Raw genomic sequence first — 25,838 nt, 5'->3', positions numbered from 1 at the left:
TAATATTATCTTAAAAATCAATTACCTATTATTATTTATGGTGTGGTATTTTGATAAAACAAGCACAATGAATGCTAAAATTGACACAAAAAAAACGACCATATATAATGGTCGTTCTTTATGTTCAACTATGTATGACTACATAATTTTATCTTAGAATTTCAAGTTAGCGCCTACAGTAAGCAGCTTAGTATCTGCATCACTATCCATCATGGCATATTCTGTTTCGACATTGAAGTTAGGATTCACTGCGTAACCAAGACCGATACCACCAGCAATGCCAGTATCACTGACTGAGTCATTGTTACCGTTATCAAAATCAGCTTCTAACTCTGTTTTGGCAACACCAAGTTTACCTTTGGCATATAGTGCAGTATTTGGGAACATATAACGATAAGTACCGTACGCACCATAAGTTTTAGTATCATAGTCGCCAGCATTGTTATCTAGGTCAGCATCATCTGAACCAACATATTCAACTTCCATACCAAAGTTAGGATCAAAGTTGTAACCAGCATATACACCATAAGCAGTTGGATCATCACCGTCTACATCATTGTCAAACTGACCAATCTTAGCACCAACATAAGGTTGGCCTGTATAGCCGTTACCATAGTTAACAGCGGCGTTTGCACCTACAGTAAGTAAAGAACCAGTTGCTAGTGCAAGTATAGTTTTTTGTAGAGTTTTCATTATTAGCTCCTTCAAGTAAATTTGGACAAACAAGTTATTTAGTTGTATTGACCATTTGGCCGTATCGCCTTGTTTGCTAACGATGGGTACATAGTAACAAACTATTTCAGACACTCTGTCAGTGTTTAATGGTATGCGAGTTAAGATTTGAAAGCGTTTATCAGTGCTTGAGTTACAAAGGCTGATATATGAAACTTTTTGTTACACATCCCGTTTTTGTGCAATAATCCCTACTCATTGTGTTCCGCATATACTGACGAATAAAGAAAAAGGACGGCTCTGTATGTCAGCTTTTATCGACGCGCAGCTACAAACTGCGCTCTTACAACTCAAAGACAAACAGCAGTATCGCAAATTACCAGATATCGAACACCACGGACGGTATGTAATCGCTGATGACCATACCCTATTAAATATTGCTAGCAACGATTATCTAGGTTTGGGCAGTGATGCTGAGTTGCAGCGTGAGTTTTTTGAATTTATTCAGCAATCAATGGACTGTTTGCCCAAAATGAGCGCAACATCATCGCGTCTGTTAACTGGCAATGATACACAGCTACAGGCGTTAGAGGATGAGCTACAAGCATGGTATGAAACCGCAGCTGGAATAAATCAAACCGCGACGAAATCTGCGTTGGTATTAAATAGTGGCTACCACGCCAATATCGGGATCTTACCTGCATTGACTGCACTACCAGTGAAGACGGTTATTTTGGCAGACAAACTGGTACATGCCAGTATGATTGATGGTATTAAACTCAGCGAAAGCAAACGCTGTCTGTATCGCCGCTATCGACACAATGATTATGCGCATTTGGCTACTATGCTTATGCAGGTTGAAGAGGATGTGGAGCGTATCATCATCGTCACCGAAAGTATTTTTAGCATGGATGGGGATCGTGCTGATCTACCCGCTTTAGTTAAGCTAAAAGCCACTGACAGTCGTATTGAGCTGTATGTCGATGAAGCCCATGCCGTCGGTGTCCTTGGCGCGCAAGGATTAGGGTTAGCCGAAGAAACAGATACGCTCACTGAGATTGACTACCTAGTGGGTACGTTTGGTAAAGCGTTTGCCTCGGTTGGCGCTTATATTCTATGTGATGAGGTGGTCAAATCATGGCTCATCAATCAGATGCGTCCGCTGATTTTTAGTACCGCGTTGCCACCAATCAATCATGCTTGGACACGGTTTATTTTGGCAAAAATGCCACAGCTACAGACGCGGCGACAGCATTTGGCGCAGATTTCATTACAACTGAGCCAAGCCATTAGCCCTGAATATCGCGTGGCATCGGCAGCAAAAGATCCTATTTACGAGTCACCCATTGTGCCTTATATTTTAGGTGATAATGCTCGTACGATGACAAAGGCAAAACAACTCCAAGACGCTGGATTTTATGCGCTGCCTATCAGGCCACCGACCGTTCCTACTAATACGTCACGTATTCGCTTGGTACTAAACGCAGCCATTACCCATGCTGAGTGCGAGCGCCTAATCATGCAATTATCCATATGACGGCAGCAGTTTTTGATGCTCATTATAAACTTTTATGCGAAAGAACGATTATGGAACACCATCCTGCTATCTCTAAGCTCAGTGCCCGCAAGCAGACCATTGCGCGGCATTTTTCTCAAGCCAGTCAGTACGATAAACATGCTTATATTCAGCAGCAGGTTTGTCAGCACTTATTAATGGCTATCGATAATACCAATCAAGACAGTGTGCTTGAGGTCGGTGCAGGCACGGGACAACTAACGCAGCTACTGGCAAAATATGTACAAAGTGAGCGATGGTCTATCAACGAGTTATGTGAGCAGCAAGCCACTCATTTACAGGAATTGTTGCCACAAGCACAAATCCTTATTGGCGATGCGGAAACCACGGATTTAGGCGGTAAGCATAGCTTAATCATTAGCGCCAATGCGATTCAGTGGTTTGACAATCCACTTAGCTTTATCGCACAGTCAGCCTCACGGCTAAAACCTAATGGACAATTATTACTAAGCACCTTTACCCCAGATAATTTCTTGCAAATAAAAACCCTAACAGGACAAGGACTGCATTATCCAGATATTAGTGAATGGCAATCAGCGCTAGATCAAGCGGGATTTCAACACATAAAGCTATCAACACAGCGTTTCAATGTGCCATTTGCCCAGCCTTATGATGTGCTCAAACATATGAAGATGACAGGTGTATCGACCAATCAAATAGATAGCAATCAAACCTATGACAAGCAAACCTATGACAAGCAAACGATTGGTAAGCAAACGTCTAACACACAGCCTTTTGTCTGGACCAAAACTCGCTTGCAAGCATTCGAGCGCGATTATTGGCAGCAATTTTCGGGCATAGATGAGGACGGTCAACCTTGCGTGTATCTGACTTATGACGTACTAATCGTTGATGCGCATTTACCATAATGGCACGCTTGAAAATATATACTTAAATATCAGGCATAAAAAAACGCATCTCGAAAGATGCGTTTTTTTGATCTAGCTAATTTAATCTAATTAACGATTAAATCAGCCTTAAACATCAAGTCATTGCTTACTTTTTGTCTTCGTCTACTTCAGTAAACTCAGCATCAACGACATCGTCATCCGCTTGGTTGCTACCAGTAGCGTCAGCACCTTGTTGGAACTGGCTTGGATCCATACCCTCGCTACCTGCGCCGCTGTCAGCATAAATCTTCTGGCTAACTGGCAAGAATGCATTGTCTAGCGCTTCAAGCTTGGCTTTGATTTCGTCATGGTCATCTTCTTTCGCCGCCGCTTCAAGCTCAGTGATCGCAGACTCTACTGTTGATTTTTCTTCATCAGTGACTTTATCTTCTGCTTCTTTCAGCGCTTTTTGTACGGCATGGATACGACCATCTGCTTCGTTACGAACTTGCGCTAGATTAGCGAACTTCTCATCTTCAGCAGCATTAGCCTCTGCATCACGAACCATTTGCTCAACTTCTTCGTCCGACAAGCCAGAATCCGCCTTGATCTGGATGCTTTGTGCTTTACCAGTACCTTTATCAGTTGCTGAGATGTTCATGATACCATCAGCGTTGATGTCAAAAGACACTTCGATTTGCGGTAAGCCACGTGGTGCTGGTGGGATATCCGTCAAGTCAAAACGACCAAGCAATTTGTTTTGGTTGGCGATTTTACGCTCACCTTGATATACCTGAATCGTTACTGCTGGCTGGTTGTCTTCAGCGGTTGAGAATACCTGTGATTTCTTGGTAGGAATCATGGTGTTTTTCTCGATAACTGGCGTCATAACACCGCCCATCGTTTCGATACCTAGCGTCAATGGCGTTACATCAAGTAGCAATACGTCAGTTTTATCACCAGACAATACCGCACCTTGGATTGCCGCACCAGCTGCCACAGCTTCATCAGGGTTCACGTCTTTACGTGGCTCTTGACCAAAGAACTCTTGTACTTTTTGTTGTACAAGTGGCATACGAGTCTGACCACCAACCAAGATTACATCGTTGATATCGCCAATTTTTAGGCCAGCATCTTCAAGGGCAGTTTTACAAGGGTCCATGGTGCGCTGTACTAGATCTTCGGTTAGACTTTCAAGCTTAGAGCGGCTGATAGTGATGACCAAGTGCTTAGGACCACTGCTGTCAGCAGTAATATAAGGCAAGTTCACTTCAGTGCTTTGTGCACTTGATAGCTCAATCTTCGCTTTTTCAGCTGCTTCTTTTAGACGTTGCATCGCAAGAGAGTCACCTTTTAGGTTTACATCTTGCTCTTTTTTGAACTCATCTACCAAATAATCGATCAACGCTGAGTCAAAGTCCTCACCACCTAGGAACGTATCACCGTTGGTCGCTAGTACTTCAAACTGTTGCTCGCCATCGACGTCTGCGATTTCGATAATTGAGATATCGAAAGTACCACCACCCAAGTCATATACAGCAACGGTGCTATCGCCTTGCTTTTTGTCCATACCGTAAGCAAGTGCCGCAGCAGTTGGCTCGTTGATGATACGTTTTACATCAAGACCTGCAATTTTACCCGCATCTTTGGTTGCTTGACGCTGTGAGTCATTGAAGTAAGCAGGTACGGTTACAACTGCCTCAGTCACGCTCTCACCAAGATAGTCTTCTGCTGTTTTTTTCATTTTTTTCAAGATTTCAGCAGAAACCTGTGGTGGCGCAAGCTTTTTACCGTTGATTTCTACCCACGCATCGCCGTTGTCTGCTTTAGCGATTTTGTAAGGTACCATACCGATATCTTTTTGCACGACTTTGTCATCAAAACGACGACCGATCAAACGCTTAATCGCAAACAAAGTGTTGCTTGGATTGGTGACCGCTTGACGCTTAGCTGACTGACCAACCAATGTTTCGTCATCTTTATAAGCGACGATTGATGGTGTGGTACGCGTACCTTCAGCATTTTCGATGACTTTAACCTTGTCACCTTCCATTACTGCTACACACGAGTTAGTCGTACCTAAATCAATACCAATTACTTTACCCATAATCAATTGCTCCTAATTTATTTTTAACTATAAATACTTATTTATCCAGACCGTAGTCGGTCACTTGTTGCTATATATCGGTTTGCTTGTTGTATTTTTCAAGGCGATAATCAAGCAAAAACAGTCTTTCATGTGATTTTTTGTGAAAAACCTTCATATTAGTAGGGTTTAACCCCAAAAAATATTATTGACCAACACGTACCATGGCTGGACGTAGTAGACGACCGTTTAAGCTATAGCCTTTTTGTAGGACTGTACCGACGGTGTCAGCTTCTGCTTCTGAATCGATACCCACTGCTTCATGGAAATCAGCGTTAAATTTCTCACCTTCTGGATCGACCACTTCTACGCCGTGACGTGTAAGTACAGAGACCAATGCTTTGTGGGTTAATTTCACCCCTTCAGCGACTGGGTCATTCGCGTCTGCGTTTTCGATAGCGCGCTCTAAGTTATCGACGATATCGAGTAGCTCTTTGGCAAATTTTTGAAGAGCGAATTTTTTACTCTTATCCGCTTCTTGCTCGGCGCGCTTTTGTGCATTGTAAGCTTCAGCGTTGGCGCGAGCAGTGCTTTCTTTGGCTTGCTTCACTTCACCTTCTAACTCAGCGATACGCGCTTTGAACGTATCAAGATCGATCTCGTTTTCGATAGTGGCTTCTTCACCTGAGTTGTTCTGTGGATCAAACTCGTTCATGGTTTCTTCTAAGATGCTGTCTTTGTGATCAACATTATCATGTGCCACTGTTTGATCAAAGTTTTCTTGGTTGGTATTTTGCTCGCTCATGATAGCTCCTTGGAATGTCAATAATAATTGAGATAAGACACAATAAATCAGCCAAACGCTGGCTGTATCATGCCTTTATCAGATACTTAACGGTTATCACTCATTTTTTTTATTAATACGCTCTAATAGCTGCTTGATAAAGGTAATAAGTATAAATTTCAAGCCTAAAGTAAAGGAATTTTTCGCATTTACGACAAATATGGTTAGATCTTTCTTTAAAACAAGTACTCAGCATTTCTGGGCTGTGTCAACTGGTCTCAACATACGTTAACAAAACGTACAAAAAACCGTCAATTACTCTAAATAGGTTACCGTTGCTACCCACGCCATTACTAAATAACACCCTGCTTTACGCACTACTGCCTTATTATTGCTACAAATATTATTCCTTATCTTAAAGTGTACGCTGATGTAACAGTAAACACTCAAAAACAGTTATGAGAGATATTATGTCTAATTTAACACTATCATCAATCAATACCTTACTGAACAAAACATTGATGACGCTGCATTTGGCGTCGAACGATGAGATGATTGGTGAAGTGAAAGACAACGGTGTACAAAAAAAGCGTTTGAGCGTGAAAGAAAAAATGCTCAGTTATAACCCAATGGCACATTGCCAACCACACACTCTGCACTATGCGATGAAAGGTCTTGGCTATCTACCAACACCAGTATTAGAAGGTTTGATTGGTTACTTAAAAGGGCCTCACTCAAAACAATATCAGCACGCCAATGCTCATTTGCGCCTGATCCTCGCGGTGAATAGTCATCTTAAGACGCCATTAGAGCTAACGCCCATGCATGAACTCCGTGAAAGGTTTGCTGCTGATGCGGTGGCGATGCAAGCACCAAGCGTATGGCACCAAGCAGGTGGCAGTATGCTAAGTAACATCAAACCTTTTATCAAAAAGGGTGAAACACCTGTCAATTGGGAAGATAAAACCATAGCCAACGCGGATGATGGCGATATGACCATTCGCTGCTATCAGGCAGGTACCAAGAGTATTGGCGCTAAAAAAAGACGTGCTCATAACCCTGACCAAACAGCCATGTTGTTTTTTCATGGTGGTGGTTTTTGTATCGGTAGTGTCGATACACATCACGAGTTCTGTCACGCAGTCTGTGAGCAGACTGGTTGGCCTGTGGTCAGTGTGGATTACCGCTTGGCTCCTGAGTGTCCTGCACCTGCAGCGTTAAAAGACTGTATCACCGCTTATGCTTGGTTGGCTGAGCATTGCCATACCTTAGGTGCCTTACCGTCACGCATCGTTCTTGCAGGCGATAGCGCAGGTGGTGGCCTTTCTACCTTGATTGCACAGCAACTCACCGCACCAAACGAAAACGCTTGGTTAGATTTGGGTGCAGATGGTCAGAAAATGTTTGATCTATTAAAGAAGCTGCCTGCGCCGCTAGCACAGATGCCGCTGTATCCTGTGACTGATATCGAGACAGATTATCCGAGTTGGGAGCTGTATGGTGAAGGCCTGCTATTGGATCATGCTGATGTGGCAGTATTTGATGCCGCTTGTCTTGAGAATAGTCCGTTGCCACGCATACATATACTCAATTCGCCAATGCTTGGTGATAATAGCAAAGTATGTCCCACCTATATCGTCGCTGCTGAACTCGATGTATTGCGTGATGAGGCATTTGCTTATGCCAAACAGCTAAAGAGTTATAAAGTTCCTGTTGAGACCCATACTGTGCTGGGCGCACCGCACGGCTTTATTCATTTTATGAGCGTGCATCAAGGACTTGGGCAGGAAACAAAAAATATTATTCATGGTTTTGGCGGCTTCGTCCGTGAGGTCATTAGTACAAAATCGCGGCTCGCGGCATAGCGGTTAACTGGAACTAGCTATTTATTAGTATGATCAGAAACGGTAATTAACCAAATCTCTGAGCGTGAGCCCAATCGAAACGGAATACCCCAAAAGCCATAACCCGAGGACACCACAAAATGTCCTCTGCCAATGGCCTCATACCCATAGCCTAATCGGTTGATGGCGCTCACGATAAAGTTGGCGGGGAATACTTGTCCATTGTGAGTGTGTCCTGATACCTGTAGATCGATTGGTAACTGGCTGTGCTCATCAATATCGCTTGGTCTATGATCCAGCAGTATCACTGGCTGTGAAGTATCAACGTTCGCGAGCAAATCCGTTGTCGCGACACGCTGGCGTTTATGATTATCAAAACGTCCAACCAGCCATATAGGCTGACCCTCATGTTCGATACCAAACACGTCATCATTTAATAAATGTACGCCTGCATCGACTAACGCTTGGCTGATTGGCTGTTCGTGCCCATACAAATCATGATTACCCAATGTTGCATAGACGCCGTATGGCAGGCTACTGCATAGCTCAGCTAAGTTTTTTGCCATATTATAGCTATTAAACGCATCTGTATTGTCATCCATGATATCGCCTGGCATAAGCAGCATATCAGCCTGCGAGTCAATCATTAGACAGTTCAACCTATCTATCGCTGCTACGCCAAATAGTCGTCCTAGATGAAGGTCACTCGCGACCGCAATGCGCAGTGGTTTAGCGAGCGGTTTGTTGATACTAATGGACAGCTTACGTACGACTGGCACATAAGCACTATATAAGGCGAAACCGAACAACCCTAAGAATATCACCAATGCAAGCGCTCGTAGGCCAATAAAAATCATATTAGATTCATATGACGAGGCGCCTAAGAGTGATGTTACTAGCCAGTATCCACCATAGAATAGGCTTATCAGCAATGCCGTGAGCAGCATAAAATGCATAACCAACATCCAACCGCTAACCCAGCGGTAGCTATTGGCAAATACTCTTTTGACACTTAATATCAACAATCCATTAGTAATAATAAATATAGCAGACCATATAGCGATCTGAAGCGTTGGCGTGATCCAAGGCTGTAACCACCACTGTAAGCTTAGAGCAGCACCCACACTAAACAGCTGCAAGAGCAAAAAAATGATGATGAAAAATGCGTAACGCATGGATTTTCCTTGAGCGCGATTGTTTTGAAGCATATGAAGTCAAAAGCAGAGGATATTCAGTATAGAAACAACTTCTAATGTTTCACATGAAACAATCATGATGTAACTATTTTTGATCCTCTAATGCCTGTTTGAGTGTCACGTGCTTGAATGCGTAACCTGCATCTGATAGCGCTTGTGGCAGCACCTTTTGACCATCTATTAGTAGCGTCGACATCTCACCAAACATGAGCTTAAGTAAAAACTCTGGCAAGGTAAAAAGTGTCGGCCGATGTAACCATGAGCCAAGCGTTTTAGTAAAAGTATGGTTACTCACAGGATTGGGCGCCGTGAGATTATAGACAAAGGCTGGCGTATCACTTCTTGTCTCTATGATATTATCGTTATGTGAAACTCTTTGTTTATGTCCAAATTGACTGACAAGATGCTGCTCAATAATAAAAATCGCCGCCCCCACCCAATCGTCACGGCTAATCCAGCTCATGATTTGTTGACCATCAGCCAACTGCCCGCCAACGCCAAACTTAAATGGCAGTAGTAATTTGGCCACCATACCACCTTCAGGATGTATCACAACGCCTGTTCGTATAATAGCGACAGGGACATCGTAATCAGTCGCTTTGAGCGCCAAGCTCTCCCACTCCTCACATAAGCGATGGGCAAAGTCTGTCTCAAAACTGCTGTGTTCAGTCAATGGCTTATCACCTTGCGTGCCGTACCAACCGATTGCTGAGCCGCTGACGACTAGTTTTGGCTTTGTTGCCGTACGTTCGATGAAGCTTAATATCGATTGAGTAGGCTTAATACGACTGGCTATTAATTGCTCTTTGCGCTCATCGCTCCAACGCGCGTCAGCAATACCTGCGCCAGCTAAGTTCATTATGACATCAAAGCTCATGTCAGACTTTTTAAGCTCGTCATAAGTCATCATATTAATGTCATCAGGATGAGCTTGATTGCTATCTCTGGTCAACCAAGTAATCATCACCTCTTTACCTTGTGTGCGATACCGTTCGATTAACTCTTGGCTAAATGCACTACCCAAAAACCCTGAGCCACCACTAATTAAAACCTTCATAGCCTACTCCCTATGTGTATCAAATATCGCAGCGATGACCTATTGCTGAAAGATTCATCGTTCAATAAAAATCAGCTCCTTTTAACTATCGTCTACTTTTTTGTCGTTTTTATCAAAATGACTTTTACATACTTTTAGTAAAGCAACGGGAACTAAGGAAGCGGCTTTAGCGATAGCTAGCGCTGAGACGGTATATTTTGCTATGGCTACAGAACGATAACCATAGTAATCTTCAGCTAGTGAAATATGGTTTATCGATGGCGACAGCACAAAAAGACAGTACAAAAGACTAGGCTATAATGGTATGAAAGGTCGTTTATTGCCTACTAACGAATGACTGAGCCTGTCGTTGCATCACGGATTTGGCTGGGTAAGATATAACCTAAAGTATCAGCCTGAAAATAGCCAATCTGCTCACCGAAATAACCATAGGCAGTGTCAAAGGTGCTAGCAGGCGCTTGACCTGATGGGTTGCAGCTAGTCGAAACAATGAAGCCAAATGGGTTATTTTCGCTGACCATCTGTTGGCACAGTTCTCGTATGATAGGATGGGCGATGACCCTGACTGCAATGGTCTGATGCTCACCCATTATCCATGAGGGCATCGTGGTCGAAAGTGTCTGAGGAATGGGTAATAACCAAGTATGCGCTTGGCGATTGTGTAGCTCGCTGTCATTAACATCTGACTGCCAGCTATCGATAATTTGCTGGCGCTGGGCATTATTTAAAGACGCTAGTAGAGGTGACAAACGCTCTACGCTATCGGTAATGACGATCATGCCTTTGGCTTGCGGACGTTGTTTAATATCCAAGATACGCTGCACAGCGGCTTTGTTATAAGGGTCGCAACCAATACCCCAAACGCTTTCTGTTGGGTATGCAAGTAGCTTTGCTTCTTTAAGCCAGTTTGCAGCTTGTGTGGCAGAGTCAGTGATAAAAGGTATAGATTGGCTCATAGCTTACATGATTCATGCTGGAATAGAGACACTAATAATAGCACAAGAGACAGTCTGACTAAGGTAGCGATATTTAGAACCCATTCTACTTATTCTTATGTGGTAGTTAGGAGTATCGATACGCTATACACGTAAATAGCGTCCGCCTTGCACACTGATGACGCCCATTAGTTCAAGTTCCATCAGCTGTCCAATGAGCTGTGGCGCGGATAGTTTGGTTGCGATAATCAGCGCATCTAAATCCTGTCCGTGCCAGTCAAGACGCTCATAAATGTCGATCAAATGCTCAGGTACAATAACCTCACTACGGCTAGATTTTATATTAGAAGATTTTTGCTCACTATGCGCGGTAAGCGAGCGTTTGTCTATATTTGACACAGCGAAGGGATGGCGAATGTCCGACTGAGACTTATCAGAGCGCATCGTTGCCTCCTTTTGTATATACGATCGACGATCATAATCAAGCTGACCATTGACGTCCTCTAACACCTGCTGAGGATGATAAATCAGCGTTGCGCCTTCACGTATCAGATGATGACAACCCTCGGCATTGCTATTATCAATATGACTTGGAATGGCAAAGACTTGTTTGCCTTGCTCAGAGGTTAAACGGGCGGTAATGAGCGAGCCACTTTTGATCGTCGCTTCGGTCACAATCGTGGCTAGACTCAGCCCAGCAACCAGACGGTTACGGCGCGGAAAGGTATGTTTGTGCGGCTGAGTATGCGGTAGTAGCTCACTAATAATGCAGCCACCTTGCTCGATGATTTGAGCAAATAACTGGTCACGATGATTGGGATAATTCACATCAATCCCTGTCCCCATCACGCCGATAGTACGACCTTGATATTCAAGATCAGTCTGCGCCAAAGCTCCTAGATGAGCCCGTTTGTCCACGCCTATTGCCAGACCACTGGTGATGACATACCCTGCCTGTGCCAGATATTGCGCCATATCGAACGTGATTTTTTGGGCATGGGCTGTTGGTTTTCGGCTGCCCACGATAGCAATTTGAGCCTGATGCAGACGCGCGCTATTTCCTCGAAAGAACAATAATGGCGGCGGATCATAAATATGAAGAAGCTGAGCAGGATAGTCGGGCTGACCGGCAAACAATAAACCATAGCGACCGTCTGTAAGTGCTTGCTGGATCTTATCAATAGCAGCACGTGTTTGCTCTGGCTGCTCATGGCGTTTGAGATGGGTATGATGGAGTCCTAACTGCTTCCAAGCGCCTACTGTAGCCTGCCAAGCAAGCTGCGCATCACCATAAGTCGTTATGAGCTTATGATAAGCAGACAATGATGCATTCACCTCATACCATAGCGCCAATATGGCGCGCTGATCATCGGATAAAGAAGAGGTGACTGCGGTCATTGTCATCTGTCTCGTTTGGGCAAACTTAGTAAAATCGCTTCACAAAGCCTTATGTGCTTATAGATAAGGGGGTGGCAATAGCTGATCGCCAACATTGAGTGGTAGTTCAGAGTCAAGTACGTAAGCATAGCTGATGTTGTCAAAGGTATTAAACACCATCACCATACCGCTTGGCTCATTGGGCAAGCGTACCGGCATGTCATTGTCTCTTACGTCCCTGACCAGCGGGCCTTTTTGATAAACGGTCAGTACATCACCTGGTTTGGCACCATGCAAGCTGCCTAAATTGATCGCTACCACGCTGCCTTTAGCGGCAGAGCTGATTGAGTCCATCACCCGCACAATCATACCACCACGACTGACGCTGGCAGGCGTTGGATAAAAGACAGGTGGGATAGCGTTGTCTAGCTCGACAAACACGCGATCGCCTTCACGTACTTCTTTGTCGTAGCTGTCCGTCAGCTGCAGGCTAGTGACGCCATTCGTTTCTGTCGATGTGACAAGACCAGTCGCTACCTGTGTAACCTCTAATCCGATAACCTCTTGAGTTTTGGGATCGACATACAGATCACCCTCGCGGTATACCCCGTAGCGCTGACCCACGATAAGCGGGACGCCTTTGGCATAGACTTTATCCCCGCTTGCGGTGATTAGATTGCGATTTTTGGACGCCAAAATATAAGGAGTAGTGTTGAAATCTTCTGGATTTACAATGAGGGTTTTATCCAGCCAATGCTGAATAGCAGACCATGGTACAGGCGGGATACTATTAGCAGTCGAGGTGATCGCGACGGTGCTGGCAACCACATTACCTGTTAGCTGCTTTTCGATACCTGCACAGCCCTCACCAGTATCAACCCCCACCAAAGTCTTGCCCTGAATCACACACAGAATAAGAATATCATCAGGATAAATAAGGTTTGGATTTTTGATTTGCTTGTTGGTAGCCCAAATCTCTTTCCAGCGCCATGGACTGTCGAGGTAGCGACCTGAGATATCCCATAGCGTATCGCCTTTTTTGACGATATAGCGATTGGGGGCATCTGCTTTTATGGTAGGTGGTGGATTATTGGCGTGGGCTGTGGTCATCAACATGGCACTGCTAAATGTCGTAACTAATAATCCTTTTGCCAGTGCTTTTGCTGTCTTTTTTAAGCTCATCTTCATCGTTATATCCACAATAGGTACCACTGTTTCGGTCACAATAAACCACGCTCGTTTTTTACCAAATCTATATTTTATTTTATAAAAATAACTTAGATTATCAGTAGTTTATAGGTGATTTTATCATAACAACGATAGGGCAGCTGTTCAGTATAATTGGCTAGAAATATTCCAAAAAAGCGTCTAGCAGCATGATGACTCGCCGACGCTGTTTCTAATACTACAATTATCTATACCATAACACAATCATAAACACTTTATTACAATGGTGTAACTTTTATACAAACGCTTCTATCTATAGAAGATGAACTCAAAACGTTTATCGCTTATGCTGGATTTGGCGCAATATGCTGACGAATTTGCTCAGCAACCAATTCAGCTTTGTTCTCTAGTACAGTCACATGTTGTGGCAGGCTCTCTAAGCCTTCCGTGTGAGCCGGACGCTGAATGTCGATTTGCCCCACTGCTTCGATGATAGTGTCTGCAAACTTAACAGGCAAGGCCGTCTCTGCACAGATAATGACTTCGCCTTCACGCTGCAATTCTTTGGCAACCTTTATCCCATCAGCCGTATGTGGATCGACAAGTTCGCCATGCTGTTCATACAATGCTTTGATCGTGTTTAAGCGATCGCTATGGGTTGATTTGCCAGCAGCAAAGCCATAACGCGTATTGACCGCCTCCATCAAATCAGACAAGTCAAAGCCTTGACCTGATTTTACACCGTCAAATAACTCATGAACGCGTGCGCTGTCTTTATCCAGCAACAAGTAAACAAAACGCTCAAAGTTTGAGGCTTTTGAGATATCCATTGATGGACTTGAAGTGACATACGTTTTGTCAGTAGGACGCGGCTGATAAGACCCTTGATTGAAGAAGTCATTGAGGACGTCGTTTTCGTTGGTGGCGACGATCAAACGCTCAACGGGCAAGCCCATTTCACGAGCGATGTGACCGGCACAAATATTACCAAAATTACCTGAAGGAACGCTAAAGCTGACTTTTTCATCATTGCTTGTCGTCACCGCAAAATACGCTTTAAAGTAATAAACGATCTGCGCGAGGATGCGTCCCCAGTTGATAGAGTTGACCGTGCCCAAGTCGTACTGAGCTTTAAAGTCAGCATCTTGTTGCAGCGCTTTGACGATATCCTGACAGTCATCAAACATACCGTCGATGGCGATATTATGAATATTATCGTCGGTCAAGCTGTACATTTGTGCGCGCTGAAACTCACTCATTTTGCCATGCGGTGATAGCATAAAGACTTCGACGTTTTCTTTACCGCGCAGGGCATACTCAGCTGCACTACCCGTGTCGCCACTGGTCGCGCCAATAATAGTGATACGCGCCCCTTTTCTTTTGAGGACATATTCAAAAGCATTGCCCAAGAACTGCATAGCCACGTCTTTGAATGCCAGCGTTGGGCCGTTTGATAATCCTAAAATGTATAAATTGTCTTCGAGCTTGCGGACAGGAACAATGTCATCAGAGCCAAATATATCAGCCGTATAAGTGCGATCAATAATGTCTTTTAGATCCGCATAAGGAATGTCTGTAGCAAAGCGCTGCATAATCGCAAGTGCCAGCTCTGGATAGCTCAGCGTACGCCACTCATCAAGGACAGCGCCGTCAACGGTCGGGTAATGCTCAGGCAACATCAAGCCACCATCTGGCGCAAGCCCCATTAATAGCACTTCACTAAAGTCCATTGGTGCTGTCTGACCACGAGTACTGATATATTTCATTAGATTGTCCTGTCTACAATAATGTTATTCAATAGTTAAAAGCGGTTTATTCAGCAGTCTTTTGCAATAACGCATAATAAAAACCATCGCCACTCTCGCTATCGATTGGCAAGCACTGGCGACCAATCGCTTGGGCAATACCCCAATTGCAGTCCTCAGTAAACTCAATCGCTACCGCATCATTATGATGAGTGATAAAGTCCTGCATTTGCTCGACGTTTTCTTGCTTTAAGATAGAGCACGTGACATACAGCAAATAACCGCCAGCTTTCAATTGTGGCCATAGGTTATGCAAAATATCGGCTTGTAGCAAGGCGGTTTGCTCGATGTCTTTTTCGGTACGCAAAATACTAATATCAGGATGACGGCGAATCACGCCCGTTGCGGTACAAGGAGAATCCAATAATATTGCATCGAATACTGGTTCATTTGTCGCAGCTTTTTTATTTTTACCATGCTGCCATCTGGTGGCATCAGCGCAGACAACGTTAAGGGCGATATTTTTTTCAGCTTGCTCTAAGTCTTGCTGTTTGAGATTGAGACGCTGTAGATTGTCATAGATGCGTTCGATGCGCGGTGCTTCATTATCGATAGCGGTCAGCTTGAGTTTAGAAGCTAAAGGCTTTGCTTCCGCATCATCTTGTTTCACGTGAAACAACGATGAAGAGTCATTTGAGCTGAGTAACTGCAACCAGTGGGCAAGCTTGCCACCAGGCGCCGCGCAAGCATCTAAAATATGTATCTCGTTATTGGTATTTTCCGTATCAGATTTTTCAGCGTTGAGCTTTGCCATTAACGCTTTATTGATGATAGGTGCCGCAAGCTGAGCATGCATATCTTGCACGCTGGCAATGCCTTCGAAAAAATGAGGCAAAGCATTGACAGCGGTAGTCTGATGCAGTCTTAAGCCTTTGGTCGATAGTATTGTAGTAGTCTCTGACGAGTTTGCTACGTTAAAACCAGTCGTTAGCTCAACGATATCTGCATCAATTTCTGCGCCATACAGCGACTGTTGATAATCCTCTACTGAAGTAACTGCAGAGTTGACTCGCAAAAACATCGGTGCCACTTGGCGTAAGCCTTGGGTCAGCGCATCGTACTGCTCACTCCAATCTTGCTTAAGCTGATAGGCAAGCCAATTCGGTAAGCTGTGTTTTTTATCGCACTTTTTACGAAATTTACTTGGGTTCTTAGCGACTTTGCGCAAAATAGCGTTGATTAAACCAGTTGCATGGGCAAACTCAATCTCTTTTGCCGCTTCAACCGTTTCATGAATCGCGGCATGATCTGCCACTTCCAAATACAGTAACTGCACCAAACCCACTTGAATTGTGGTACGAACTTCGACCTCGTCAATAGGGTTGTCCGCTAGCGTGTCGAGCAATCGTGCAAGGGCATGCCATTGGCGTAATGTTGTGAGCAATAAAGCATGCGCAAAACCTTTATCACCATCGTGCAGACTGTTTAGTAATGGGTCAAGCACGCTTGAGAGCGAATGACCATTTTGAATAGCAAGCAAGGTACGAATCACGCGAACGCGAACGCTGCCATTCATGATTAGATTGCTTGATGGCTTGAGCTTGTTGTTTCTAAGTGCATTGTTTCTAGGTGCATTGTTTTTAGACGCGCTATTGGTTTGTCTCATGAAGTTGTAGTTCCTTGACGTATGATTGATCGCGTCTTGTGCTAGTAGGGTTAAATGTCGTTAAAGCTATTTAGATGAAGCTATTTTGATTCTGCTGTGAATTGATCACCGTCGTTTAGCTGATTACCATGACAAAGCTGTTCCGCGGTCATCGGCTTACCACCAGCAAACTGTAATTTAGTTATCGCCAATGTGTTGCTGAGTTGTACGTCATGAGCGGCATTATCATTTGGTTGTTCATCCTCTTGGCCACAAGCGACTAAGATGGCTTTGCGCCCGACACTCACGACTGTACCCGCAGGCTTATCTGTTTTTTGTGTGGTATTGATGGGTAGTGCAGCGAGTATTTTGACGCGTTGCCCATTTAGAAAGGTATAAGCGCCTGGCCACGGCGTCAACCCACGAATTTGGCGCTCGATGGTAGCAGCGGGCTTTGTCCAGTCAACCTCGCCTTCGGTTTTTACGAGCTTTTCGGCATAATTTGCCTGACTGTCATCTTGGGCAACGGCCTGTGATTGATAATGTGATAACTCTTTTAATACTGTTGCGATAGCCGTCGCACCAAGCGCTGCCATCTTATCATGTAGGCTCGCTGCCGTCTCATCAGGCTCTATACTAGCGCTCACCTTATAGAGCATATCACCAGTATCAAGCCCTTTATCCATCTGTATGATGGTGATACCTGTCTCATCATCACCTGCTAATAATGCACGATGAATAGGTGCGGCACCGCGCCAACGTGGCAACAATGAGGCATGAATATTTAGACAACCATGCGTGGGTGTGGTCAATACACCAATAGGCAAAATCAAACCATAGGCGGCGACAATCATAAGATCTGGCTGATACGTACGCAACGTCTGTCGTGCTGCCATGCCCTCTGTGCTGGATTTTTTGAAGGTGACTGGCTGCTCTACCGCAATATCGTTCGCTAATGCCACTTCTTTGACAGCAGAGGCTGATAGCTTTTGGCCGCGTCCTGCTTTGCGATCTGGCTGGGTATATACTGCGACAATATCGATATTAAGGGCGTCTTGCTGGCGAATGAGCGCTTCTAGACTAATGGCAGCAAACTCAGGCGTGCCTGCAAATACCACCCTTAGTCGCTCGGTAGATAGTTTATTATTGTTTATAGATGTATTAGACAGATCAAAAGTGGCAGTAGTCATAGTCTTGCATTATATAAGGTTAATTTGCCCATTATAGGTGAGTTTACGATGTTGTGCCATAATTGTGGTAGTCTCAATCCAGTATGACTAATGACGATTTTTGCCTTTATAATATAAAAAGTGTCATTGCTCTAGTTATCGACCTTTTTATAGAATAAAAATACTTCTTCAGCAATACTCTATAAATAACACACTATTATTCTGCTATAGATAATAAAAAGGTATCAGCACCAAGGTTTTGAATAAATCAATTACTATAACAAACGATGATGATTTCACTATATGTTTTTGTGTCGATATAGGGCCATGCTCTCATGCAACAGTTTAAGTCCTTACAGCGATTATTGATCTTCTATGCATCGACCTTGCTGGTCATGCTATTGCTGTACTATGTCACGTTTTTTGATGGGTTGAGACATCATAGCGAACAACACAGTATAGATACTTTTCATGCATTACAGTACAGTATTACTGAGCATGCCGCGCCTATCGATGTAGAAATAGAAAAAATCCTAAAACAGCCTGCTTTTGACCATATCAGTTATCAGCTTATTTTGATGATGCCATCTGGGCAAACCTATATCCATCGTAAGACTCGACCTAATGAATCAGCTTTTACGACAGTAACGTTTCCAACAGTCAATGCCGCCACTTTTTCTAAGGACAATCAAAGTGCTTATACAGTCAGTAGTAGTGCTTTAACAGGAACGATAAAGCTCGAAAGTGGTCATCAGGTTTATATTGTGTTGCGCTATGAGCCTTTGACTGTCGAATGGACCTCGTACCGTTATTGGCTACCATTAACGGTGGCTCTGATACTATTTTTTATTGCTTTATTTTACATGCTCCACCGTCGAACCAACTGGGAGCAGCTAATAGCTTACACTGATAATTTAAGTGTTCATGCAAAAGAGTCTTATACGCCGCCGCCCTTTTTACAAGAAAAGTCCACCACTGAGTTTTTGCTGCTAGGTCATGCACTGAGCCGTGTCAGTTATCAGCTACACAACGACTATCGACGTATCAAAACATTAAATCATCGTTTGGAGCGCTTGGTTGATCAGGCACCACTGCCAATGCTGATGAGCTTACGTCATGGTCAGATTAGTTTCTATAACCAACGCTTTGAAACAATATTTACACCCTCTACCAAAAACGGACACAGGCATATAATCACTGATTTCGTCATGGGCAAAGACGAGGCTACTCAGCACATACTTCAAACGCTAGCTGGTTTACAAGTCTCGCGTACATTGACCGTCTACGGAATACAAAACAAACAAAACTACCAGTTGCATGCCACTCCATGGTTCGGTGAGCATGGACAAGTTCATGGTTTTACGGTAATGCTTAATGATATCAGTGAGCTAGTTAATCAGAACGAGCAGTTGCAACAGCAAAATAAACAGCTACAGCAAAAGGTTGATGAGTTCAATAAACTTAGGTTTGTCATCGGTCATAAGTTGCGCATACCGCTAGAAGCTATGATCGATATCCTTGAGCCAATCGATCCGAACACATTGAATGCAAGACAAAACAAAACATTAGATACTTTGATTACCACCAGTCAGAACATGCTCACCGCACTCAACGAGACGCTACATATAGGAAATATCGAGGTTAGAAAAACCCGCCTTAATATTGAGCCCGTCGATATTTATAAGCTTGGTCAGGAAGTTAATGAGCTAATCATAAATGATACGAGGCAAAGAGGGCTTGAGCTGATTTACTTTTTTGCCCCAGACTGTCCACGCTCTATTGGTACTGATGACGTGCGTCTCCGGCAGATTTTGCTGAATCTACTGCATAATGCCGTAAAATTCACCCCCTCCGGATATGTCGCACTTATTATAGAACAAACTGACTACGAGCAAATGTCAGAGGCTAACAAAGAGACCTTACAGTCTATCAATAAAAACCTTACCGCAGATGCAGTGAGTTGCTGGGTGCGCTTTAGTGTGCAGGACACTGGTATCGGTATCACATCTGCCAAACAGCATCAGCTCTTGTCGTACTTAAATAAACCCCATAGCCAAGATATCAACCCAGTAGCGCAAAATGCTATCGATGCAGGGTTGGGACTAAAAAACGTCAATAGCTTTGCGCGACTACTAGGCGGCTTTATAGAACTAACCAGTACCGTGAATGAAGGTAGCGTGTTCAACCTTTATTTGCCTTGCCGACGCCCAAACTATCAGTCGGTATATCATCCTAGTCAGCACCTAAATCATATTTGCCTAATCGCGGTCGTCCACCAGCCGCTTGTCGCGCAACATTTACAGCGGCTTTGTGAGCACTTAGCGATATCTAGCACTATTTATACTGCTGTAGACCTAGCGACTATAGAGCAATTAACAGAACGCCTAAGTCAAGATCAGCAAAGCTTGGCACCCATACTTCTACTAGATTATGAGTACTATGATACCAGCGCGATCTTAGTTGGTAATAAGCCCGATACTGACAGCTCAGCGAAACATCAAAACTCATTATCACAAGAGCAGGCTGACCTCACAAAACCCCATTTAACGCACAGCAATCACATAGTCATTAGCATCGATAGACGGCAGGCATTAAATAGCCTACTCGCTCATACATCCTTACCTAAAATACTATTTAGTATGAAACCTGAGCGCCGTATACCCTCTATGTTACTCGATCAATGCGATGGCTTTTTGGCAAAACCTTTAGATAGTGCGCTATTACTGTCTGAAATCCTGCGCTTGACAATGCCAGCTAGAAAAAAGCTAACACAAACACAAGATATTAAAGAGAACATTAGCGAGACAACTGCTCAAGAAGAAAGTTCACAGCCATTATCACCCCTTGTCTTAGTGGTGGAAGATAGTCCAACCAATCAAAAAATAGCCTGCAAAATGCTAAGTAAACTTGGCTATCGCAGTATCGTTGCAGAAGATGGTCAACAAGCGCTTGATATATTAGCCAGCCAGCGTGAGGAGATCTCCCTGATTTTGATGGACTGCCGGATGCCAGTCATGGACGGTCTACAAGCTACTCAGGCAATCCGCGCACAAGGCGACGATATACCTATTGTCGCGCTAACGGCGAATAATACAGAAGAGGATCGCAAGGCGTGCATGCAAGTGGGAATGGATGAGTTTTTATCCAAGCCTATCCATAAAAAGGATCTAGAAACCGTTCTACAAAGCTTTATACCCTAAACGTTAATAAAAAAATCACCCTCTCAACATTATAGTTGATCCAATTTAAGAGCGGTACAAGGCAACCGAGTGCAGATGTATCTGTCATACTTCAAGCGAGGTTAACGCTGTAACGCTTTTATAGTGGATTGACTATACTTTGATTTCGTAATATGGACAGGGTGAATATCTAAACAGGTAAGTACAGCCTCAAACGTTATTTCATAAAGCCATTATCTGCTAAAAAAGCTTCTGTAATTTGGCTTTGAGGATTTGCAGTATTCATACCACCAGATTGTGATTTATTTAGCAAACGCTCCAAATAGCGTGCAACGATATCCACCTCTATATTCACCTTACTGCCTACCAGCCAATGTTTCGCAATATTAGTCACTTGTGCCGTATGCGGGATAATATTTAAAGAAACGATATTGTCACGTACCAGATTGGTAGTCAAACTAATCCCATCTACCGTGATAGAACCTTTGGTCGCTGTATAGTGCGCCAACTCTTGTGGTATCTCAATCTCAATATAAATAGAACGTGCGTCTTGCTGTAGTTTACTGACGACACCTACCCCATCCACGTGACCGGCAACAATATGGCCACCAAAACGAGTCGTTGGTAGCATCGCTTTTTCTAAATTGACCGTATGACCTGCTTTTAATGCTTCTAGCGCTGTTCGAGCAATAGTTTCACGTGAAACGTCAACAGAGTAATGGTTATTACCTAGCTCTACAACAGTCAAACAGATACCGTTCGATGCAATAGAATCACCGAGCTTTACGTCGCTAAAATCTAGGTCGTTAGACTCTATTGTTAAGCGTATATCACCGCCCGTTGGTTGCATCGATTTTACGGTTCCAACGCTTTCTATAATTCCAGTAAACATATCATCCTCATCTCGTTATTATAATGCTGCTATAAACACATCACTTTATTTATCAAATACTTAACCAAATTTCTTAGTACTGTCTTTCTGAGTACACTTCGCAGTGAAACACACGGTAAATGCAGGCGGCCATAGGATAGATTGTGGATAAGTAAGTATAAGTCAATAGAATATTCTTAAAGTCTTTATTAATTATAGAGTTATCCACAATGAGGCTAAATTTAGTTTAGCGCTCGCAACGTAAGATTTAAAAAACATAAGTTATTGATTAATATATAATTTATCATAAAAACTCAAAAATAATCAGCTTTTATGTTTCATGTGGAACAAAGTTATACACAGTTTCATGTGGAACATTTAAAATGGTAACGTACTTATCCACATATAGTTCACATCATAAGCATATTGCGGATAACAAAAACACAAATAAGAAACCTACAAAGGCAATAGCGTTAATTTAAGGTCAGAACCAAGTTTCTCATAATTATAAATATCGAAGCGCAACTGTTGAGCCAGTGAGATAGGATTAAAATTGACCATTGGTCGCGCTTGATCACCAAGTAGACAAGGCGCCTGATAAACAATCAATTCATCGACGAGCTGCTGACTCAAAAAACTTCCCGCAACGCCAGCACCCGCCTCCACCAAGACATCATAACACTGATGGTCTCTGACTAATGTTGCTAGTAAATCAGTGAGATCGTCTGTGCGCCAATAAATCGTATCTGTACGGCGGCACAATTGATAATCAGACTGAGCACTGTGCTCTAAACGCTGACGTCTATCGAGCACTATAATCTGAGGTGATGGTATTTTTTCGGGTAATACGCCTAGTTGATTTGAACGCACGTTGAGCTGCGGATCATCAGCTATCACTGTCTCACTACCGGTTATGATTGCCCCACTTCGTGCGCGTATCTTTTGTACATCTTCGCGGGCTGCGTTTGATGTAATCCATTTTGACTCACCAGATGCCATCGCGGTGCGACCGTCTAGGCTAGTCGCTATTTTTAATCTGACATATGGCATCTGAGTCCGCATGGCTTTTAAAAACCCGCGATTTAATGCTTCTGCCTGCTCCGTCAGTATGCCAACCGTCACTTCAATACCAGCTTGCTTAAGTAGCTTTACCCCGCGACCTGCCACTTGTGGATTGGGGTCTAGACCGGCAATCACAACACGCTTTACATTAGCTTTAATAAGTGCCAACGCACACGGCGGTGTACGCCCTGTATGGCTGCATGGCTCTAGAGTCACATAAGCCGTTGCGCCCACTGCTCGATCGCCTGCTACTTTTAATGCAAATACCTCTGCATGTGGCTCACCAGCTTTCGGATGAAACCCTTGACCGACCACTTCTTCAGCTTGGACGATGACACAACCTACTACTGGATTTGGCCTAGTAGTATATAAACCGAGCTTAGCTTGTTCGATAGCAAGCATCATAAAGTAGCGATCTTGCGCATCTTGAGAGTGATTTATAGTTGGCATAACAGTAGGCTTATGAATGATTGATAATAATTACGGACAATTTTATTTAATAATCTAGGCGCTTTGAACTCAAAATCAGTTTAATAGTTAGACATATTTATTGATGTACCAGCTTATTTGTCATTTGGACGGATATTGGCAATTTCCTGATGAAAAGCATCAATGTCTTGAAAGTCGCGATAGACGCTAGCAAAGCGCACATAGGCAACATCATCTAAAGTTTTTAGCTCACTCATGATGATTTCGCCCAAGACTTTACTACTGATTTCACGCTCACCCATCTGTCTGACGCGTTTTTCAACTCGGCTGATCATTGCTTCTTGCTCATCGATAGTGATGGGGCGCTTTTGCAAAGGCAACAAGATAGACCGACGCAGCTTTTCATTGTCGTAAGGTTCAATCTTATTGCTGGATTTGATAATCCTTGGCATCACCACTTCTACCATCTCAAACGTTGTAAAACGCTCTTGGCAACTGTTGCATGAACGGCGGCGACGCACTTGCGCACCTTCTGCAGCAAGACGTGAGTCAATCACTTTTGTCTCTGATGCATTACAATACGGGCAGTGCATAGCAATTCCTTATTTTATGACTAAGAATAAAAGCAAAACTTATGAGATAGACAAATGTATTGAGTAATAGATAGAGTTATTCAACCGTTATTTACCAATACAAAAACTACCAAATATTTTGCCAAGCAAATCATCAGCACTAAACTCACCTGTAATCTCACCCAAACTCTGCTGGGCCTGACGCAAGCTTTCAGCAACCAACTCACCTGCTTGGAATACCGTCAACTGCTCATGCGCCTCTGTTAAACAGTTGGCTGTCCGTTTGAGAGCATCTATATGACGAGTACGAGCGATTAAGCTATTTTCTGGTGGATGAAAACCTACCTTAGCGCATAGTGCTTCGACTAAATTATCGATACCAGCGCCTGTTTCACATGAAACATTAACTTGTTCGTAGCCTCTATCTTTGATTTCGGCTTGCATCGTAGAGGCAGATTTTTCGCTACTATCATCGCTCAGTAGATCACTTTTATTGGCAATGATGAGTAAACGTTTGGCATCTGGCAGCTCGCCGAATAACTGCTCAGCCAATTGCAACGGCGTGCTTTCTTCTTCAACATCGCGAGTCACATCGTAAACCATCAGCAGCATATCAGCTTGGGTAATGGCGGTACGGGCACGTTCAATGCCGATACGCTCTACGGTATCCTCTGTATCACGTAGGCCTGCCGTATCGGTAAGGTGAAGTGTCAAACCATTGAGCACGACCGTCTCTTGTAACGTATCACGCGTGGTGCCAGCGACATCGGTCACGATAGCACGTTCTTGCCCTGCTAGACGATTTAGCAGGCTTGATTTACCAGCATTTGGCCTACCTGCTAGGACAACATGGATACCATCACGTAAGAGCTGACCTTGCTTTGCCGTAGCTAAGACTTGCTGTATTTTATCTTGCGTTTGCTCAAGTTTGCTCTGTATCACGCCGTCAGATAAAAAATCGACATCTTCTTCATCAGGGAAATCAATGGCAGCTTCAACGTGCAAGCGCAAATGAATCAACTGTTCTAATAGCTGGTTTATTTTTTGGGAGAACTCACCACTTAGTGAACGAATCGCACTACTCGCGGCCGCCGCACTGGTCGCATCAATCGCATCAGCGATCGCCTCTGCCTGCACCAAATCCAACTTATCGTTATCAAAAGCGCGATAAGAAAACTCTCCGGCATTCGCTTGTTTGGCGCCTAATTCAAATACACGTGCAAGCAACTGGTTCTGTAAAATAACGCCGCCATGCCCTTGCAGCTCAATCACATCTTCACCCGTGAATGAGTGCGGACCTTTAAAGAACAGTACGAGCCCTTCATCAATAACGGTGCCATCCGCCTGATAAAAACGGCAGAAGCTAGCCATACGCGGCGTAAAAGCAGATTTACCCGTCAGCGCGCAGGCCATGGCATAAGCACGGCTACCTGACAGACGTATAACACCCACACCCCCTCGCCCAAGTGGCGTTGCAATCGCAGCAATCGTGGCGAGTCCCGATGTATTAGATTTTTCAGAATGATTCGGTGTGGCTAATGCCATCTCTAAGGAATCCACAATAACTCTCAATAACTAAAAATCCCATTATAGACGTCTGTGCTCATAGTGACAAAGCAAACTTTGAAACGCGGCCTAATCG

At 43.8% G+C, this 25,838-nt stretch carries 19 protein-coding genes; 4 read left to right on the top strand and 15 right to left on the bottom strand.

Translation table 11 applies throughout. The features are described 5' to 3' along the window. Positions 1 to 153 precede the first annotated feature (153 nt). Positions 154 to 693: a porin family protein gene (locus B3V51_RS04865; RefSeq protein ID WP_186475351.1), complete on the bottom strand. Its 540-nt coding sequence runs from the start codon at positions 691 to 693 to the stop codon at positions 154 to 156. Positions 694 to 976: 283 nt separating this feature from the next. On the opposite strand from B3V51_RS04865, the gene B3V51_RS04860 reads away from it, so the two are divergent. Together B3V51_RS04860 and B3V51_RS04855 are read left to right on the top strand one after the other, a co-directional pair. Next, a complete protein-coding gene (locus B3V51_RS04860; protein WP_277077582.1) occupies positions 977 to 2,209 on the top strand; it encodes an 8-amino-7-oxononanoate synthase in 1,233 nt (410 codons plus the stop codon). Positions 2,210 to 2,259: 50 nt separating this feature from the next. Then, positions 2,260 to 3,117 (top strand): methyltransferase domain-containing protein, encoded by an 858-nt coding sequence (locus B3V51_RS04855; protein ID WP_286708058.1) that lies wholly within the window; start codon positions 2,260 to 2,262, stop codon positions 3,115 to 3,117. A 127-nt stretch (positions 3,118 to 3,244) separates the two neighbouring features. Here the strand turns inward: B3V51_RS04855 and dnaK are convergent, their stop codons facing one another. Continuing rightward, positions 3,245 to 5,185 (bottom strand): molecular chaperone DnaK, encoded by a 1,941-nt coding sequence (gene dnaK / locus B3V51_RS04850; RefSeq protein ID WP_071002680.1) that lies wholly within the window; start codon positions 5,183 to 5,185, stop codon positions 3,245 to 3,247. Positions 5,186 to 5,369: 184 nt separating this feature from the next. After that, positions 5,370 to 5,969: a nucleotide exchange factor GrpE gene (gene grpE, locus B3V51_RS04845; protein WP_071002679.1), complete on the bottom strand. Its 600-nt coding sequence runs from the start codon at positions 5,967 to 5,969 to the stop codon at positions 5,370 to 5,372. A gap of 449 nt (positions 5,970 to 6,418) precedes the next feature. Between grpE and B3V51_RS04840 the strand changes: the two genes are divergently transcribed. Further along, entirely contained in the window at positions 6,419 to 7,813 is a 1,395-nt protein-coding gene (locus B3V51_RS04840) for an alpha/beta hydrolase (RefSeq protein ID WP_071002678.1), read from the top strand. 17 nt (positions 7,814 to 7,830) lie between these two features. Here the strand turns inward: B3V51_RS04840 and B3V51_RS04835 are convergent, their stop codons facing one another. The 8 genes from B3V51_RS04835 to fmt all read right to left on the bottom strand — a co-directional run bounded on the left by B3V51_RS04835 (position 7,831) and on the right by fmt (position 18,104). After that, positions 7,831 to 8,967 (bottom strand): metallophosphoesterase, encoded by a 1,137-nt coding sequence (locus B3V51_RS04835; RefSeq protein WP_286708057.1) that lies wholly within the window; start codon positions 8,965 to 8,967, stop codon positions 7,831 to 7,833. 106 nt (positions 8,968 to 9,073) lie between these two features. Beyond that, on the bottom strand, positions 9,074 to 10,045 hold the full coding sequence (locus B3V51_RS04830) for an epimerase (protein ID WP_286708056.1): 972 nt from the start codon (positions 10,043 to 10,045) through the stop codon (positions 9,074 to 9,076). Positions 10,046 to 10,371: 326 nt separating this feature from the next. Continuing rightward, positions 10,372 to 11,001, bottom strand: coding sequence for an L-threonylcarbamoyladenylate synthase (locus tag B3V51_RS04825; RefSeq protein ID WP_071002675.1), 630 nt, complete (start codon positions 10,999 to 11,001; stop codon positions 10,372 to 10,374). A gap of 123 nt (positions 11,002 to 11,124) precedes the next feature. Next, complete coding sequence (gene dprA / locus B3V51_RS04820; protein ID WP_212564474.1) at positions 11,125 to 12,378, bottom strand: DNA-processing protein DprA; 1,254 nt, start codon at positions 12,376 to 12,378, stop codon at positions 11,125 to 11,127. Positions 12,379 to 12,435: 57 nt separating this feature from the next. Beyond that, positions 12,436 to 13,545, bottom strand: coding sequence for a LysM peptidoglycan-binding domain-containing protein (locus B3V51_RS04815; protein WP_212564063.1), 1,110 nt, complete (start codon positions 13,543 to 13,545; stop codon positions 12,436 to 12,438). Positions 13,546 to 13,868: 323 nt separating this feature from the next. Further along, a complete protein-coding gene (gene thrC / locus B3V51_RS04810) occupies positions 13,869 to 15,290 on the bottom strand; it encodes a threonine synthase (RefSeq protein ID WP_212564062.1) in 1,422 nt (473 codons plus the stop codon). Between the two features lie 46 nt (positions 15,291 to 15,336). Beyond that, the gene (locus B3V51_RS04805; RefSeq protein ID WP_212564061.1) at positions 15,337 to 16,935 is read right to left on the bottom strand and encodes a transcription antitermination factor NusB; all 1,599 of its coding nucleotides are present in this window, start codon (positions 16,933 to 16,935) and stop codon (positions 15,337 to 15,339) included. Positions 16,936 to 17,015: 80 nt separating this feature from the next. Beyond that, complete coding sequence (gene fmt / locus B3V51_RS04800) at positions 17,016 to 18,104, bottom strand: methionyl-tRNA formyltransferase (RefSeq protein ID WP_286708054.1); 1,089 nt, start codon at positions 18,102 to 18,104, stop codon at positions 17,016 to 17,018. Positions 18,105 to 18,418: 314 nt separating this feature from the next. Here fmt and B3V51_RS04795 point away from each other — a divergent pair, with 314 nt between their 5' ends. Then, positions 18,419 to 21,283: a response regulator gene (locus tag B3V51_RS04795; protein WP_286708053.1), complete on the top strand. Its 2,865-nt coding sequence runs from the start codon at positions 18,419 to 18,421 to the stop codon at positions 21,281 to 21,283. Positions 21,284 to 21,479: 196 nt separating this feature from the next. Here the strand turns inward: B3V51_RS04795 and B3V51_RS04790 are convergent, their stop codons facing one another. The 4 genes from B3V51_RS04790 to mnmE form a co-directional block, all read right to left on the bottom strand. After that, positions 21,480 to 22,154, bottom strand: a complete 675-nt coding sequence (locus B3V51_RS04790) for a riboflavin synthase (protein WP_071002669.1) — start codon at positions 22,152 to 22,154, stop codon at positions 21,480 to 21,482. A 435-nt stretch (positions 22,155 to 22,589) separates the two neighbouring features. Then, on the bottom strand, positions 22,590 to 23,645 hold the full coding sequence (ribD, locus tag B3V51_RS04785; RefSeq protein ID WP_212564058.1) for a bifunctional diaminohydroxyphosphoribosylaminopyrimidine deaminase/5-amino-6-(5-phosphoribosylamino)uracil reductase RibD: 1,056 nt from the start codon (positions 23,643 to 23,645) through the stop codon (positions 22,590 to 22,592). Positions 23,646 to 23,758: 113 nt separating this feature from the next. Beyond that, positions 23,759 to 24,217: a transcriptional regulator NrdR gene (gene nrdR / locus B3V51_RS04780; protein ID WP_071002667.1), complete on the bottom strand. Its 459-nt coding sequence runs from the start codon at positions 24,215 to 24,217 to the stop codon at positions 23,759 to 23,761. Positions 24,218 to 24,304: 87 nt separating this feature from the next. Continuing rightward, positions 24,305 to 25,741 (bottom strand): tRNA uridine-5-carboxymethylaminomethyl(34) synthesis GTPase MnmE, encoded by a 1,437-nt coding sequence (gene mnmE, locus B3V51_RS04775; protein WP_286708068.1) that lies wholly within the window; start codon positions 25,739 to 25,741, stop codon positions 24,305 to 24,307. Positions 25,742 to 25,838: the final 97 nt, after the last annotated feature.

It is taken from the genome of Psychrobacter sp. UBA2514 (assembly GCF_002341255.1).
Lineage (GTDB): Bacteria > Pseudomonadota > Gammaproteobacteria > Pseudomonadales > Moraxellaceae > Psychrobacter > Psychrobacter pacificensis.
The sequence above is the reverse complement of the archived record's forward strand: the minus strand, read 5'-3'. Positions and strand labels throughout refer to the sequence as shown.

Bases quoted from the DNA above. Each gene is read 5' to 3' on its own strand.
- B3V51_RS04865 (WP_186475351.1), bottom strand. From the start codon at position 693: ATGAAAACTCTACAAAAAACTATACTTGCACTAGCAACTGGTTCTTTA.
- B3V51_RS04860 (WP_277077582.1), top strand. From the start codon at position 977: ATGTCAGCTTTTATCGACGCGCAGCTACAAACTGCGCTCTTACAACTC.
- B3V51_RS04855 (WP_286708058.1), top strand. From the start codon at position 2,260: ATGGAACACCATCCTGCTATCTCTAAGCTCAGTGCCCGCAAGCAGACC.
- dnaK (WP_071002680.1), bottom strand. From the start codon at position 5,185: ATGGGTAAAGTAATTGGTATTGATTTAGGTACGACTAACTCGTGTGTA.
- grpE (WP_071002679.1), bottom strand. From the start codon at position 5,969: ATGAGCGAGCAAAATACCAACCAAGAAAACTTTGATCAAACAGTGGCA.
- B3V51_RS04840 (WP_071002678.1), top strand. From the start codon at position 6,419: ATGTCTAATTTAACACTATCATCAATCAATACCTTACTGAACAAAACA.
- B3V51_RS04835 (WP_286708057.1), bottom strand. From the start codon at position 8,967: ATGCGTTACGCATTTTTCATCATCATTTTTTTGCTCTTGCAGCTGTTT.
- B3V51_RS04830 (WP_286708056.1), bottom strand. From the start codon at position 10,045: ATGAAGGTTTTAATTAGTGGTGGCTCAGGGTTTTTGGGTAGTGCATTT.
- B3V51_RS04825 (WP_071002675.1), bottom strand. From the start codon at position 11,001: ATGAGCCAATCTATACCTTTTATCACTGACTCTGCCACACAAGCTGCA.
- dprA (WP_212564474.1), bottom strand. From the start codon at position 12,378: ATGACCGCAGTCACCTCTTCTTTATCCGATGATCAGCGCGCCATATTG.
- B3V51_RS04815 (WP_212564063.1), bottom strand. From the start codon at position 13,545: ATGAAGATGAGCTTAAAAAAGACAGCAAAAGCACTGGCAAAAGGATTA.
- thrC (WP_212564062.1), bottom strand. From the start codon at position 15,290: ATGAAATATATCAGTACTCGTGGTCAGACAGCACCAATGGACTTTAGT.
- B3V51_RS04805 (WP_212564061.1), bottom strand. From the start codon at position 16,935: ATGAGACAAACCAATAGCGCGTCTAAAAACAATGCACCTAGAAACAAT.
- fmt (WP_286708054.1), bottom strand. From the start codon at position 18,104: ATGACTACTGCCACTTTTGATCTGTCTAATACATCTATAAACAATAAT.
- B3V51_RS04795 (WP_286708053.1), top strand. From the start codon at position 18,419: ATGCAACAGTTTAAGTCCTTACAGCGATTATTGATCTTCTATGCATCG.
- B3V51_RS04790 (WP_071002669.1), bottom strand. From the start codon at position 22,154: ATGTTTACTGGAATTATAGAAAGCGTTGGAACCGTAAAATCGATGCAA.
- ribD (WP_212564058.1), bottom strand. From the start codon at position 23,645: ATGCCAACTATAAATCACTCTCAAGATGCGCAAGATCGCTACTTTATG.
- nrdR (WP_071002667.1), bottom strand. From the start codon at position 24,217: ATGCACTGCCCGTATTGTAATGCATCAGAGACAAAAGTGATTGACTCA.
- mnmE (WP_286708068.1), bottom strand. From the start codon at position 25,741: ATGGCATTAGCCACACCGAATCATTCTGAAAAATCTAATACATCGGGA.